Origin of the sequence: Burkholderia sp. Ac-20392, assembly GCF_017104585.1 — a bacterium.
Taxonomy (GTDB): Bacteria; Pseudomonadota; Gammaproteobacteria; order Burkholderiales; family Burkholderiaceae; genus Burkholderia; species Burkholderia lata.
In genome coordinates, this window is the sequence record NZ_JAAGPB010000020.1 from 1 (window position 1) to 13,309 (window position 13,309).

The following is a 13,309-nucleotide window of genomic DNA, read 5'->3' on the forward strand; positions in this document are numbered from 1 at the left end:
TGCCGAGCGCGATGTCGCCCGGCAGCACGATCACCGCGACGCCGCGCTCGTCGATCGCGGTGCGCATTGCGCGCGCGAGCACGCGCGGGAACTGCGACGCGTTGGTCACGAGTTCCGCGAAGTGACTGCATTCGCGGAACAGCTCCTGCGGATGGGTTTCCTGGAAGTAGCCGAGGCCGATCTCGGTCGACGGAATGTGCGCGGCGATCGCGAGCACCGGCTGGTGATTGCGGTGGCAGTCGTAGAGCCCGTTGATCAGGTGCAGGTTGCCGGGGCCGCAACTGCCCGCGCACACCGCGAGCCGCCCGGTCGACGCGGCATCCGCGCCGGCCGCGAACGCGGCGCTTTCCTCGTGCCGCGTATGCATCCAGCGGATCGAGCCGATCTGGCTCAGGCTGAACGACAGGCCGTTCAGGCTGTCGCCCGTCACGCCCCAGATGCGCTCGACGCCCGCTGCCGCCAGCGTCTTCGCCAGATATTCCGCCATCGTCTGTTTAGCCATGCTGTCCTCGCTCGTTGATGGGTCGTCACACGAATGAACCGGCTCCGGTGGCTGCCTGCGCCGGCGACCGGACGAGCATACGCGATCGCTTCGCGCGGCGTCGTGAAGGTGCAATGCGCTGGCGCGCATGTCGTTCGGTCCCTTTCGACGGTGTCGGGCGACTGTCGCCGTTTCGTCGGCCAGCCGGCGGTGTCGCTCGCGAAGGTGCGTTCAGCTCCAGTCGGACGCCGATTCGTCCGGATCAACGAGCGTCAGCCCCGCCGACGGCAGCGGCAGCGCGGTCTTGTAACGCACCTGCTTCAGCGCGAAGCTCGACCGGATGTTCGACACGCCGGGAATCGTCGTCAGCCGCTCGATGATGAAGCGCTCGAGCGTGCGCATGTCGGGCATCACGACGCGCAGCAGGTAGTCGGCGTCGCCCGACATCAGGTAGCACTCCATCACCTCGGGCCGCTGCGAAATCGCTTCCTCGAAGCGCTGCAGCGCATCCTCGACCTGCTTCTCGAGGCTGACCTGGATGAACACGTTGATCCGCAGCCCGAGCGGCTCCGGGTCGAGCAGCGTGACCTGCTGCCGGAACAGCCCGAGCTTCTCCAGCGCGCGCACGCGGTTGAAACAGGGCGTGGCCGACAGGTTCACCGCCCGCGCGAGTTCCGCGTTCGTGATCCGCGCGTTCTGCTGAAGCTGGTTCAGGATGCCGATGTCGATGCGGTCGAGCCGCCGCGGGTTTGCGCTCATGGTCGAAATATTCCGGAAGAGTGGCCGTAACCGGAATATTTACACTATCCGCAGCAGAATTCCCAATGAAATCAGACGCATATTTTGCGGATCGGCGGGTAGCATGATTCGACCGATTGCCACTGATTGCGCGCCGCTCCGAACCGGTGCGCGGGAGACCTGCGATGACGGACCTGTCGAACGGACTCGACGCCACGCGGCGCGCGAACCTCGCGCACGCCGACGCCGACCCCGAAGAAACCGCTGAATGGCTCGAAGCGCTCGACGCGGTCGTCGCGCACGTCGGCCGGGATCGCGCGCAGTTCCTGCTCGACCGGCTCGCCGCGCATGCGCACGCGAGCGGCCTCGCGGCGGCGCGCGGGCCCGTCACGCCGTACGTGAACACGATCGCCGCGCACGACCAGCCGCCCTATCCGGGCGATGTCGAGCTCGAAGAGCGGCTGTCGGCCGCGCTGCGCTGGAACGCGCTCGCGATGGTCGTGCGCGCGAACCGCGCGTACGGCGAGCTGGGCGGCCACATCGCGAGCTACGCGTCGGCATCCGACCTGTTCGAAGTCGGCTTCAACCATTTCTTCCGCGCGGCAACGGGCGACGGCAGCGGCGAAACTGGCGAACGCAGCGAACGCGGCACGGGCGGCGACCTCGTCTACTTCCAGCCGCATTCGTCGCCGGGCGTCTATGCGCGCGCGTATCTCGAAGGCTTCCTCGACGAAGCGCACCTGAAGCACTACCGCCGCGAGATCGCCGGGCCCGGCCTGTGTTCGTATCCGCATCCGTGGCTGATGCCCGACTTCTGGCAATTCCCGACCGGCTCGATGGGCATCGGCCCGATCAACGCGATCTACCAGGCGCGCTTCATGCGCTACCTGCAGCATCGCGGCCTCGCGAACACCACGAACCGCACCGTATGGGGTTTCTTCGGCGACGGCGAGATGGACGAGCCCGAATCGCTCGGCGCACTGTCGCTCGCCGCGCGCGAGGGGCTCGACAACCTCGTGTTCGTGATCAACTGCAACCTGCAGCGGCTCGACGGCCCGGTGCGCGGCAACGGCCGCGTGATCGACGAACTCGAGGCGCTGTTCGCCGGTGCCGGCTGGAACGTGATCAAGGTGTTGTGGGGATCCGACTGGGATCCGCTGTTCGCCCGCGATCATGCAGGCGCGCTCGCCCGTGCGTTCGCCGACACCGTCGACGGCCAGTTCCAGACCTTCTCCGCGAACGACGGCGCGTACAACCGCGCGCGCTTTTTCAACCGCGACCCGGCGCTCGACGCACTCGCCGCGCAGCTCACCGACGTGGAAATCGACCGCCTGCGCCGCGGCGGCCACGACGCACGCAAGCTGCACGCCGCGTATGCGCGCGCGTTGGCTCATCGCAGCCAGCCGACCGTGATCCTCGCGAAGACGATGAAGGGCTACGGCATGGGTACGGCCGGCCAGGGCCGGATGACGACCCACCAGCAGAAGAAGCTCGACGTCGACGACCTGAAGGCGTTCCGCGACCGTTTCCGGCTGCCGCTGTCGGATCTCGACGTCGAGCAGCTCACGTTCTACAAACCGGCCGAAGACAGCCCCGAGATGCGCTACCTGCACGCTCGCCGGGCTGCCCTGGGCGGCTATCTGCCCAGAAGGCGGATGGTGGCGTCGGAGGGGCTCACCGTCCCGCCGACACCGGCCTGGGGTGCGTTCGCGCTGGACGCGGGCGGCCGCGAGATGTCGACGACGATGGTGCTCGTGCGCATGCTGGCCGCGCTGCTGAAAGACCCGGCGCTCGGCCCGCGTGTCGTGCCGATCGTCGCGGACGAAGCGCGCACGTTCGGCATGGCGAACCTGTTCCGGCAGGTCGGCATCTACTCGCCGCTCGGGCAGCGCTACGAGCCCGAGGATCTCGGCTCGATGCTCTACTACCGCGAGGACACGCGCGGGCAGATTCTCGAGGAAGGCATTTCGGAGGCCGGCGCGGTGTCGTCGTGGATCGCCGCAGCGACCGCGTACAGCGTGCACGACCTGCCGATGCTGCCGTTCTACATCTACTACTCGATGTTCGGCTTCCAGCGCATCGGCGACCTGATCTGGGCCGCCGCCGACCAGCGCTCGCGCGGCTTCCTCGTCGGCGCGACGTCGGGCCGCACGACGCTCGGCGGCGAGGGGCTGCAGCACCAGGACGGCAGCAGCCATCTCGCGGCGTCCACGATCCCGAACTGCCGCGCGTACGATCCCGCGTTCGCGTACGAAGTCGCGACGATCGTCGATGCCGGCATGCGCGAGATGGTCGAGCAACAGCGCGACGTGTTCTATTACGTGACGGTGATGAACGAAAACTACGCGCAGCCGTCGATGCCCGACGACGATCCGGCCGCGCGACGCGAAGGCATCCTGACGGGCATGCACCGGCTGCCCTCCGGCTCGAACGCGACGGCGCGCGTGCAGTTGCTCGGCGCGGGCGCGATCCTCGGCGAAGTGCTCGCCGCGCAGCGGATGCTGCACGACGACTGGGGCATCGATGCCGCCGTGTGGAGCGTCACGAGTTTCAGCGAGTTGCAGCGCGACGGGATGGAGGCCGAACGGCTGGCGCGGCTTGGCGATGTGCCGCGTGGGCCGTACGTCGAAGCGATGCTTGCCGCGACGCAAGGCCCCGTGATCGCGGCGACCGACTACGTGCGCGCGGTGCCCGAGCTGATCCGCGCGTACGTCCCGCGCCGCTACGTGACGCTCGGCACCGACGGGTTCGGCCGCAGCGATACGCGCGAGGCGCTGCGTGCGTTCTTCGAAGTCGATCGGGGGAGCATCGTGCTGGCTGCGTTGAAGGCGCTTGCCGATGACGGTGAACTCGATGCGGCGATGCTGCACACGGCGCGCGATCGACTCGGCAAGACGGCGCGGCAGTCTTGCGGAGCGCCGTGGCAACGCTGAGCGCACACGCAATGTTGTCGAGCGCTTTTTCAACCGTATCAAGAATTTTCGTCGAGTCTCCACTCGTCACATTTCCCGCGAGATAGTCACGGAACACGAGCACACAATTTGAGAGGGTGGGCGAAGACGAATCGGTAGAATAAGTCGATTCGTCAGGAGAATTGCCCGTGGCAACACCGAGATGTTTGAGCTTTTCGGAAACGTTTCAAGCCACCATGACCGCGCTGCATTTGCCGGTTCCCACAACGCTATTCGCAACCCTGCAAACAGCGGTGGCGAGTATCGGCACGATGATGGGCGCGCTAAAGACGCCAGGTCCGGATGCGACGGTCGCAGAATTGCTTGGCGCAACCACAAAACTCGAAGTGGCAACCGTCACGGGGGCGATCCTCGGCAGCGTCTATCCGGGTGCGGTCATCGGTAGCCTGATGGTCGCGACAGATGCTGCGTCGGCATGCGGCATCGGCAAACACGGAAGCAACCTGTCCTCGGCAGTCGCACAATGGGGCACGCGCTACCGCCTTGCGGTTCAGCCGTTGATCATGGCGCAAATCCTGCGGCATCCCGAAGTTCTCGCGCCCGGCCCGCATAGCTATCTCGGGTTGAAGGCAAACACTGCAATCCGGGGTGCGCGATGAAGTGGATTGTGGATCACTTGCTTCTCATCGTCACGGCGTTGATTTGCGCCGTCGTAGGATGGACCATCATCGCCGCGACCGGCGAGTGGTTTCCCACCCTGATGATGTTGATCGCGTTCGCTACGCTGTGGGGCGAAAACACACGCCTGCGAAAGCTACTGGAACAAAACGGCATCGACCCGAGAAGGCGGAAGCGGTAGCGAGTCGATTTGTCACGGCGATGAGCGAGGCGATATGCCTTTACCGCCGTGTTCGAACGCGTGGAGGTTGGCCTTGGTCATGCGGCGCCGCAGGTGAGACGCCCGTGCCGATCGTGCTCACTTCGTTTTGTGCGCATGCCGCCAACACCGCATGTGCCGTCAGCCGCATCGCGATGCGCTACAACGGCAGCGCATGCGTCGAAAGAATCTCCTTGAGCACCATGAACGAGCGCACCTGCCGCACGCCCGGCAGGTATAGCAGCTGCTCGGCGTGCAGCCGGTTGAAGCTGTCGTTGTCGCGCGTGCGCACCAGCATGAAGTAGTCGAACTCACCGGTCACCACGTGACACTCGACGCACCCCGACACTTTCTGCGCGGCCTTCTCGAACGCGGCGAACGCTTCGGGCGTCGAGCGATCGAGCACGAAGCCGATCACGACCAGCATCCCCGCCCCGAGCGGCTTCGGGTCGAGCAACGCGACGATGCCGCGGATCAGCCCCATTTCCTTCAGCCGCTCGACGCGACGCAGGCACGCCGGCGCGCTCAGCTTCACCTTCGCCGCGAGGCTCACGTTGGAGATCGACGCGTCCTGCTGCAGTTGCCGCAGGATCGCGCGGTCGATGCGATCGAGCACCGGTGCGGCATCGGCCGGCGGCGCGCTGCCTCGATCTAATTTCATTGCGTCATCCTCCATTTCAACGAATCGAAATTGTTTATGCCGTTCTCGTATCGTCGATAACGTAGGCCGTCTCAATTTATTTCGCAAGCTCATTTCTCGCGCTTCTGCCTATCATTTTTCTCGTCGGGACACGGCCTGCCGGCCGCGCCCGAGCAAACCGATGATTCGCCCTGTCCACCGCTTTCCGGAGCACGCCGATGAACCTGCAACGTTTCCCCCGTTATCCGCTCACGTTCGGCCCGACACCGATCCAGCCGCTCAAGCGCCTGAGCGAGCACCTCGGCGGCAAGGTCGAGCTGTATGCGAAGCGCGAGGACTGCAACAGTGGCCTTGCGTTCGGCGGCAACAAGACGCGCAAGCTCGAATACCTCGTCCCCGACGCACTCGAGCAAGGCGCGGATACGCTCGTGTCGATCGGCGGCGTGCAGTCGAACCAGACGCGTCAGGTCGCGGCCGTCGCCGCGCATCTCGGAATGAAATGCGTGCTCGTACAGGAGCACTGGGTCAACTACGAAGATCCGGTGTACGACCGCGTCGGCAACATCCAGCTGTCGCGCATGATGGGCGCGGACGTGCGGCTCGTGTCCGATGGCTTCGACATCGGCATTCGCCGCAGTTGGGAAGAAGCGATGGAGAGCGTGCGGCAGGCGGGCGGCAAGCCTTACCCGATTCCGGCCGGCTGTTCCGAGCATCCGCTGGGCGGGCTCGGCTTCGTCGGTTTCGCGGAAGAGGTGCGGGCGCAGGAGGCGCAACTCGGCTTCAAGTTCGACTACATCGTCGTGTGCTCGGTCACTGGCAGCACGCAGGCGGGGATGGTCGTTGGCTTCGCCGCCGATGGACGCGCCGACCGCGTGATCGGAATCGACGCGTCGGCCACGCCCGAGCGCACGCACGAACAAATCACTCGCATCGCGCGGCACACCGCCGAGCTCGTCGATCTCGGCCGGCCGATCACCGCGGCGGACGTGGTGCTCGACACACGCTACGCCGGCCCCGAATACGGGCTGGCGAACGACGGCACGCTCGACGCGATTCGCCTGTGTGCGCGGCTCGAAGGCATGCTGACCGATCCGGTCTACGAAGGGAAGTCGATGCACGGGATGATCGACAAGGTACGGCTTGGGGAATTCGAACCGGGGTCTAAGGTGCTGTATGCGCATCTCGGCGGTGTGCCGGCGTTGAGTGCGTATAGCGAGATTTTCCGGAACGGTTGACACGGTTCGCCGGAAGCCCGATAGGCGACGGCAACGTCGTCATCAGGCTTCCGGCAAGCCGGCCCGACACATGCACGGCTCGATTCCACCAGCCGTCTAGCGCACCTTCTTCATCTCGATGTCGCCGTAATACATCGTCCGTTCGGTCACATCGGACGGGCGTGTCTTCCACCACCATTTGTAAAGGCCGAGTTTGAAGTAAGCGTTGCGATCGTCCGGATACGCATTCGGGACACCTGCGACGTGCACGACGCGCTCACCGTTCCGGTACACGTCGGTCAGCGCGCCGACGCCGCGACCGTCTGGCCGGTACCGCAACACCCACCACACCGGCTGCCCCCTGTCCGCCGCCGGGTCGCCAAACGCAAACGACTGGCTCGGCGTGCCCGGCGCGCCGCGTACGTCGACTTCGTACTTCCCGTCGTTCAGCAGCAATGCAAACGGCGGCGATCCGTCATTGCCGCCCTGATGCAACTGCGCGATGAGCTCCGGCTGCCTGGAGTCGAACCGGTAGTCAGCGGGGATCACGGTCGACCACCGCACCTCGTAGTCGTGGCCATCGATGAAGCGAAACACCGGCGAGAAACTGACCTCCGAACGCGGCATCCCGCTCGCTACACCACGGAAGTCCTGCGAGCGGTGCATCGTCACCTTCAACAGTGCACCGTGAATACCGGAGGTCGCGATGTTCTGCGGCGTCGGTTCCTGCAGTCGAAGCCGCGGATCGATACCATTCGCCCAGTCTGATCGGTAGATGTGCGTCTCGTCAGGCGCGTCGCTTTCCGCGCCCGCGTGGCAAACCGATGCGGCGAACATGCATGCGGCAACAACGAATCCACTACGCATTGACCGCTCCTTTCCGACGGAACAACCGGGACACATACGCGCACGCCAGCATCGCCAGGAACCGGCTGTTGGTCGACAGGTAGCGCTTCCACATCCGCCCCGGTTCCTGGATCACGCGAAACGCCCACTCCAGCCCACTGCGCTGCATCCACAGCGGCGCACGCGCCACCTTCCCCGCCACCACGTCGAACGTGCCGCCCACGCCCATCACGAAATCGACGCCCAACTCCGATTTCCAGCGATTGATGAAGTTTTCCTTGTACGGCGACGTGATCGCAACGAACAGCAACCGCGCGCCCGACCGGTGGATATCGTCCACGACCGCCTGTTCGTCGTCCCGGAAGTAGCCGTGGTGATATCCAGCAATCGGCAATCGCGGATAGCGCGCCGCCGCCACCTCGACAACCCGCTCCACGACCTCCGGCATCGCACCGAGCAGATAGACCGGCAGCCCTTTCATGTCGGCCAGCGCCAGCAGCCGATCGAAGAGGTCCACGCCCGCGACGCGCTCCGGCACGGGAATGCCGAGCAATCGCGCGCCCCACACAACGCCCATGCCGTCGACGTTGACGATGTCGCATTCGCGCACCGACGCGGCAAGCTCGGTATCGCGTTGCAGATTGACGATCTTCGCGACGTTGACGACGACGTGCTGCGTGAATTGCCGTTGCTCCACCCTCGTACCGATCCAGTCCACCGTGTCGTTCATCGACATCAGGTCGATCGGGCATGAAAGGAATTCAGCGCGCTTCATCGCACAACCTCGCTATCGTGTTTTTCGACATCCGGAACATCGTGAGCCAATCGAGACGGCCGGCGAAGCGATGCATACAGCACCTTCAACTTCGCCGACACATCCGAAGAGAAGCAACCGAGCGCCGCCAGTCGCTCGCGCCCGTTGGATCGTCCGCCGGCATGCAGGACATCGGCAAGTTCGTTCGTGAGGCGCCCGAGGTCGTGATCGAACACGACCATGCCCGGCGCCACCCCATCGAGCAGTTGCCGCACGTTGCCGACATCGACCGACACGACGGGCAGGCCAAGCGCCATAGCTTCCTTGACAGACTGCGGCGACCCTTCCCGCGTCGATGTCATCAGCAGGCACGCGGCGCGTGCCAGCAGGTCGCGCACTTCGCCGCGATCGAGACCGTCGATGTGCCGCTCTTGCACCTGGATGCCGTGCTGCTCCGAAAGCTGGCGCAGCACCTGCGCAAACAGCGGATAGTTCTTCTCTGGGCGCTCCGGCGACGACGGAAAGACGACGATCGGCACTGTGGATATTGTCTGTGCGTCGTCGCGATGCGCGTCGAACACAGTCTCGTCGACAGCGCATGGGATCGTTTCGACGCGGCGGCGCAGCCCGCGCAAACGCACAGAGATTTCCGCGCTCACGCCAATGCTGGCATGGGCGAAGCAGGCCATCGATTGCGACACCGCGCGCATCCACCTCGGGCCGAGGATGTCCGTGCCATGAAACGTGATGACGACCCGAGCTCGCGTAAAGAGCCGGACCAGCGGCGCGGAGCAAGCACTCAGGCCGAAGTGGTAATGCACGACGTCGTACCTGCCCGATCGTGCCGCCTTCCAGACAGGCGCGATCGATCGCAGGTACTCGCCCTTGTCGCGATAGCCTTCGATGACGAGCACATCGACCGTGCAGCCGCCGGAACGCCGCAGCGCGTCGACCTGCTCGGTCACGAACACGCCTTGCCACGGGCTTGCGCGATTGGTGCCGAGATACATGTTCGTGACGACGAGAATTTTCATGAATGAGCCTCCACCGCACCGCCTCGATACGCCTGGCCGGCACCCGGCCGCTCCCAGGAGAATGCGTACATGGCCAGCAGCGCGGAAAATACGTAAGACGGCGACACAAACGCCATCGAGAAGACGTTGTCGAAGCAGAACGCGCCGACGATGTAGAACCAGACGGCCGGCTTTCGCCGCCCCTGCCCGTATCCCAGCACGAACACCAGCCACGCGATTGCACCGAACACGCCCATCTCGACGAACAGATGCGGGTAGAACGTGTCGGTGGTTTTCAACAGCCCGCCGAGTCCATACCAGTCGAAGTGATAGAGCGGGTAAAGCGGTGACGAGAACCGCACCGATGCCGGGCCGCCGAAGCTGCCCAGACCTTCGCCGAGCAGATTGCCGTTGCCGATCGACTCGGCCATCACGCGATAGGATTCGGCGCGTGCCGAATTGCCGGCGACGACGTAGAACAGGATCTTCGCCATGCCGACCTTCACCAGCGAATCCAGCATCCCCGCCGCCACGAGCACGAGCGCCAAACCCGCGATGCCGGCAGCGGCCAGCCACGCGCGCGCGTCCCGGACATTCCTCGCGAACGGATAGAACGCCAGCGCCGCGAAAAGCTTGAACGAGAAGCCGAGTAACCCGAAGAACAGGAAGCCCCATGACGCGATCGCCGCACGGCGGCCGGACCAGTACCAGCGGCACAGCAGGAACGCGCAGAAATTGATGAAGCTGAATTCCGAAAAGAAGCCCATCCACCCCTGCGCGCGCAGGAACAACCCCGAATCGATCCGGACCGGCATGAACAGCGGCAACCCGGTTGCATACGACACGTAGACATACAACTGGAACAGATCGTTGCTCACCACCACGCCGACGAACGTCCTGACCAGCACATCGAGCCGGTCGCGGTACGGGAAGATCGCCACCGTGATCGCGACCGGGAAGAGGAAGCGGATGAACTCCTCGATCCCAGCGTAGGCATTGAACGACAGCAGCATCCCGATGCAGAGCGACACGGCGACCGGCAGCACGACGACGGCCATCCGGTGAAAACGCGGACGCAGCAGGATCGCCGTGAATACCAGCCCGAACGCGCCGATCTTCACGACCTGAGAACGATCGTCGTCGAGCGTGAGCAGCGTGTCGCTGACGCAGAATACGACGTACGCGAGCGCCAGCAGGCCGACTCCCAGGTCGGCGACCCGCGAACGCCGATGCGGCCCGCTTGCGGGCGCTCGAATCGCCACGCTCATCGGCGCGCCCCCGACGCCGCCGGCAGCGTCTTCGGCTCCGTGACGTCAATCCCGCCGATCGATTCCCCATACGCGGCACACACCCGCCGCGCGTGCATGACGACGATCGCGTTCCGGATCAGCGTCACCGCCACGGCGGCCGCGAGCATGCAGAAGAACCCCGCTTCGCCGCCGATCGCGACACTGCCGCCGAGCAGCACGCCGAACAACGTCGACGTGCCGATGTTGATGCGCGCAGTGACCGCGCTCTGCTCGAAAGCCATCATCACGTTGCTGCCGACGACGCCAAGTACGCCGGCCGCGCACAGGATGGCCATCAGCACGCCGCCCGCGAGCGTCACGTACGTGCCTCTGCCGTCGATCCCGTAGTAGCAGGTCAGCCCTGCCACCATCGCCAGGTTCGCAGCGAGCACGACCACGTTGGACAGGTCGATGTTGCGCCGCATGATGCCCAGCGTCGCATCGAGCGGTGCCTTGTCCCTCTTCCTCTTCACGAGATCGGGCAACTGCGAGATCGAAATCGCACGCGGCAGCAGATTGCCGATCGCGGTGACCGACGCGAACAACGACAGCATCCCGGCGAACGACGCGCCGCACATCGCCTTCGCCGCGGGCACGATCGCGAGCGCGATGCCGCCGGACAGGAAATTGGTCAACCCGAACTGCAATCCCTTCGCGTCGATGCGCATCGACACCGCATGCCGCGCCGGTGCACCGATCGTGACGAACATCGCGACGGCCACCGCGATCAGCGCAACGGCGAGGCACAACGATGCGGAACAGCCGTGGTACGTCCCGCCCCGAAGCAACGCGCACGATCCCGCAATCAGCAGGCAATCGAACGCAATCGCAACCCGGTACCGGCGGGTCGACACGAAGAAATGCCGCGAGAGCTGATACGCGGTCCAGCCCCACATCAACGCAACCACGCCGCCGAGATCGAACATGACGAGACCTGTCGCGAACACCAGCACGCATGCGAACGTGGCGGCCACGGTCGTCCATCCGGCCATCGACACCAGCGAGTAGAACGCATCGCGCGCGGCCTGCTTCCCGTCGCTCGCCGGTACGCGCACCAGGATCAGCGTCGCCCAGCCAATGGCCGTGAAGAAGGCGATCATCTGTGCGATCGACAGGCTGGACGCGGCACGCCCGAGCTCGTCCAGCGAATAGATCCGCTGGATGACCCAGAACGTCAGCACGCGATAAAGGCCGGGGGCCCCGGTACAAACGAGCGCCTCGAGACGACCCAGCAACTTTCCGGTATCGGCGTTTCGCAACATGACCTTCGCGCCCGCCCCGTTACCCGCGCGACAGTACGCCGCGAGTGTCGATCACGACACGGGCTTGCAACCGCACCGGGTCCATGCGCCGGAATGGCGCGTGATCGACGAGGATGACGATCACGTCGGCTTCGGCCAAGGCGGTGTTCAGGTCGCACAGCCGGGCCCTCGCTTCGAGCGCAGCCGGCAACGCGGCGATGTTGGGCTCGACGACCAGCAGCGTCGCACCGCCGCTCTCGGCCAGCGCTTCGACGATCTCCATCGCCGGGCTCTCGCGCAGATCGTCGATATCCGCCTTGAACGCCAGTCCAAGACACGCGATCACCGGCTCGCGGAACCGGCTCGCCGCCTGGCGCACGCGTTCGTAGACGAAATGCGGCTTCTCGTCGTTCACGTTGCGCGCGGTGCGAATCAGCCGCGCGTGCTCCGGCGCCGAATCGACGATGAACCACGGATCGACCGCGATGCAATGGCCGCCGACGCCCGGCCCCGGCTGCAACACGCTGACGCGCGGATGGCGGTTCGCCAGCCGGATCAGTTCCCATACGTTGATGTCGAGCTGGTCGCAGATCACCGACAGCTCGTTCGCGAACGCGATGTTCACGTCGCGGAACGCGTTCTCGGTCAGCTTGCACATCTCTGCCGTGCGCGCATCGGTCAGGATGCACTCGCCGCGCACGAACATCGCGTACAGCTCCTGCGCTCGCATGCCGCATTTGCGCGTCATCCCGCCGATCACCCGGTCGTTCTCCACGAGTTCGCGCACCACATGGCCCGGCAGCACGCGCTCGGGGCAATGCGCGATCCGGATATCCGAACGCTCGCCGGCCTGATGCGGGAACGTCAGGTCCGGACGCTGCGCGGCGAGCCATGCAGCCACCTGTTCGGTCGCGCCGACCGGCGAAGTCGATTCCAGCACCACCAGGTCGCCTTTCTTCAGCACCGGCGCGATCGACCGGCATGCGGCCTCGATGTAGCCCAGGTCCGGCTTGTTCCCTTCGGTGAAAGGCGTCGGCACCGCGATCAGGAACGCATCGGCCGGCTCGGGCGTCGTTGTCGCACGCAAGTAGCCCTGCTTCACGGCCGCGTGCACGAGCATGTCCAGTTCGGGTTCGACGATATGGATCCGGCCGCGATTGATCGTATCGACCGCGTGTTGCGATACATCGACACCGATCACGCTTTTGCGGCGCGCGGCAAAGGCTGCCGCGGTAGGCAGGCCGATATAGCCCAGCCCGATGACGGAAACGGATTCGAATGACATGAATGGGGTTCTCCAAAGG

The 13,309-nt window shown here is 65.2% G+C and carries 13 protein-coding genes; 4 read left to right on the forward strand and 9 right to left on the reverse strand.

What is annotated here, in order from left to right:
* The coding region (locus G3N99_RS04885) for a thiamine pyrophosphate-binding protein (RefSeq protein ID WP_277396330.1) at window positions 1-502 on the reverse strand (502 nt) is incomplete at its 3' end.
* A 210-nt stretch (window positions 503-712) separates the two neighbouring features.
* A complete protein-coding gene (locus G3N99_RS04890; RefSeq protein ID WP_174939848.1) occupies window positions 713-1,240 on the reverse strand; it encodes an Lrp/AsnC family transcriptional regulator in 528 nt (175 codons plus the stop codon).
* A gap of 164 nt (window positions 1,241-1,404) precedes the next feature.
* Here G3N99_RS04890 and mdeB point away from each other — a divergent pair, with 164 nt between their 5' ends.
* The 3 genes from mdeB to G3N99_RS04905 all read left to right on the forward strand — a co-directional run bounded on the left by mdeB (window position 1,405) and on the right by G3N99_RS04905 (window position 4,990).
* Window positions 1,405-4,152: an alpha-ketoglutarate dehydrogenase gene (gene mdeB, locus G3N99_RS04895; RefSeq protein ID WP_206121781.1), complete on the forward strand. Its 2,748-nt coding sequence runs from the start codon at window positions 1,405-1,407 to the stop codon at window positions 4,150-4,152.
* Between the two features lie 167 nt (window positions 4,153-4,319).
* Window positions 4,320-4,790 (forward strand): hypothetical protein, encoded by a 471-nt coding sequence (locus G3N99_RS04900; RefSeq protein WP_346778467.1) that lies wholly within the window; start codon window positions 4,320-4,322, stop codon window positions 4,788-4,790.
* Window positions 4,787-4,990 (forward strand): hypothetical protein, encoded by a 204-nt coding sequence (locus G3N99_RS04905; RefSeq protein ID WP_174939844.1) that lies wholly within the window; start codon window positions 4,787-4,789, stop codon window positions 4,988-4,990. Before G3N99_RS04900 ends, G3N99_RS04905 begins: the two co-directional genes overlap by 4 nt.
* Window positions 4,991-5,168: 178 nt before the next feature.
* Here G3N99_RS04905 and G3N99_RS04910 read toward each other — a convergent pair whose 3' ends face one another.
* Window positions 5,169-5,669 carry an Lrp/AsnC family transcriptional regulator gene (locus G3N99_RS04910; protein ID WP_174939459.1) on the reverse strand — a complete coding sequence of 167 codons (501 nt, stop codon included), beginning with the start codon at window positions 5,667-5,669 and terminating at the stop codon, window positions 5,169-5,171.
* Between the two features lie 197 nt (window positions 5,670-5,866).
* Between G3N99_RS04910 and G3N99_RS04915 the strand changes: the two genes are divergently transcribed.
* On the forward strand, window positions 5,867-6,883 hold the full coding sequence (locus G3N99_RS04915; protein ID WP_206121782.1) for a 1-aminocyclopropane-1-carboxylate deaminase: 1,017 nt from the start codon (window positions 5,867-5,869) through the stop codon (window positions 6,881-6,883).
* Window positions 6,884-6,979: 96 nt separating this feature from the next.
* Here G3N99_RS04915 and G3N99_RS04920 read toward each other — a convergent pair whose 3' ends face one another.
* The 6 genes from G3N99_RS04920 to wecC are packed head-to-tail and all read right to left on the reverse strand — an operon-like array spanning window position 6,980 to window position 13,290.
* Window positions 6,980-7,729, reverse strand: coding sequence for a heparin lyase I family protein (locus G3N99_RS04920; protein WP_174981182.1), 750 nt, complete (start codon window positions 7,727-7,729; stop codon window positions 6,980-6,982).
* On the reverse strand, window positions 7,722-8,483 hold the full coding sequence (locus G3N99_RS04925; RefSeq protein WP_174939465.1) for a WecB/TagA/CpsF family glycosyltransferase: 762 nt from the start codon (window positions 8,481-8,483) through the stop codon (window positions 7,722-7,724). The genes G3N99_RS04920 and G3N99_RS04925 overlap by 8 nt, the downstream gene beginning before the upstream one ends.
* Window positions 8,480-9,496 carry a glycosyltransferase gene (locus G3N99_RS04930; protein ID WP_206121783.1) on the reverse strand — a complete coding sequence of 339 codons (1,017 nt, stop codon included), beginning with the start codon at window positions 9,494-9,496 and terminating at the stop codon, window positions 8,480-8,482. The genes G3N99_RS04925 and G3N99_RS04930 overlap by 4 nt, the downstream gene beginning before the upstream one ends.
* Window positions 9,493-10,743: a hypothetical protein gene (locus G3N99_RS04935; RefSeq protein ID WP_206121784.1), complete on the reverse strand. Its 1,251-nt coding sequence runs from the start codon at window positions 10,741-10,743 to the stop codon at window positions 9,493-9,495. Before G3N99_RS04935 ends, G3N99_RS04930 begins: the two co-directional genes overlap by 4 nt.
* Window positions 10,740-11,999, reverse strand: coding sequence for a hypothetical protein (locus G3N99_RS04940; protein WP_206121785.1), 1,260 nt, complete (start codon window positions 11,997-11,999; stop codon window positions 10,740-10,742). The genes G3N99_RS04935 and G3N99_RS04940 overlap by 4 nt, the downstream gene beginning before the upstream one ends.
* Window positions 12,000-12,045: 46 nt before the next feature.
* A complete protein-coding gene (gene wecC, locus G3N99_RS04945; protein ID WP_206121786.1) occupies window positions 12,046-13,290 on the reverse strand; it encodes a UDP-N-acetyl-D-mannosamine dehydrogenase in 1,245 nt (414 codons plus the stop codon).
* Between the last annotated feature and the right edge of the window lie 19 nt (window positions 13,291-13,309).

Bases quoted from the DNA above. Each gene is read 5' to 3' on its own strand.
- G3N99_RS04890 (WP_174939848.1), bottom strand. From the start codon at position 1,240: ATGAGCGCAAACCCGCGGCGGCTCGACCGCATCGACATCGGCATCCTG.
- mdeB (WP_206121781.1), top strand. From the start codon at position 1,405: ATGACGGACCTGTCGAACGGACTCGACGCCACGCGGCGCGCGAACCTC.
- G3N99_RS04905 (WP_174939844.1), top strand. From the start codon at position 4,787: ATGAAGTGGATTGTGGATCACTTGCTTCTCATCGTCACGGCGTTGATT.
- G3N99_RS04910 (WP_174939459.1), bottom strand. From the start codon at position 5,669: ATGAAATTAGATCGAGGCAGCGCGCCGCCGGCCGATGCCGCACCGGTG.
- G3N99_RS04915 (WP_206121782.1), top strand. From the start codon at position 5,867: ATGAACCTGCAACGTTTCCCCCGTTATCCGCTCACGTTCGGCCCGACA.
- G3N99_RS04920 (WP_174981182.1), bottom strand. From the start codon at position 7,729: ATGCGTAGTGGATTCGTTGTTGCCGCATGCATGTTCGCCGCATCGGTT.
- G3N99_RS04925 (WP_174939465.1), bottom strand. From the start codon at position 8,483: ATGAAGCGCGCTGAATTCCTTTCATGCCCGATCGACCTGATGTCGATG.
- G3N99_RS04930 (WP_206121783.1), bottom strand. From the start codon at position 9,496: ATGAAAATTCTCGTCGTCACGAACATGTATCTCGGCACCAATCGCGCA.
- G3N99_RS04935 (WP_206121784.1), bottom strand. From the start codon at position 10,743: ATGAGCGTGGCGATTCGAGCGCCCGCAAGCGGGCCGCATCGGCGTTCG.
- wecC (WP_206121786.1), bottom strand. From the start codon at position 13,290: ATGTCATTCGAATCCGTTTCCGTCATCGGGCTGGGCTATATCGGCCTG.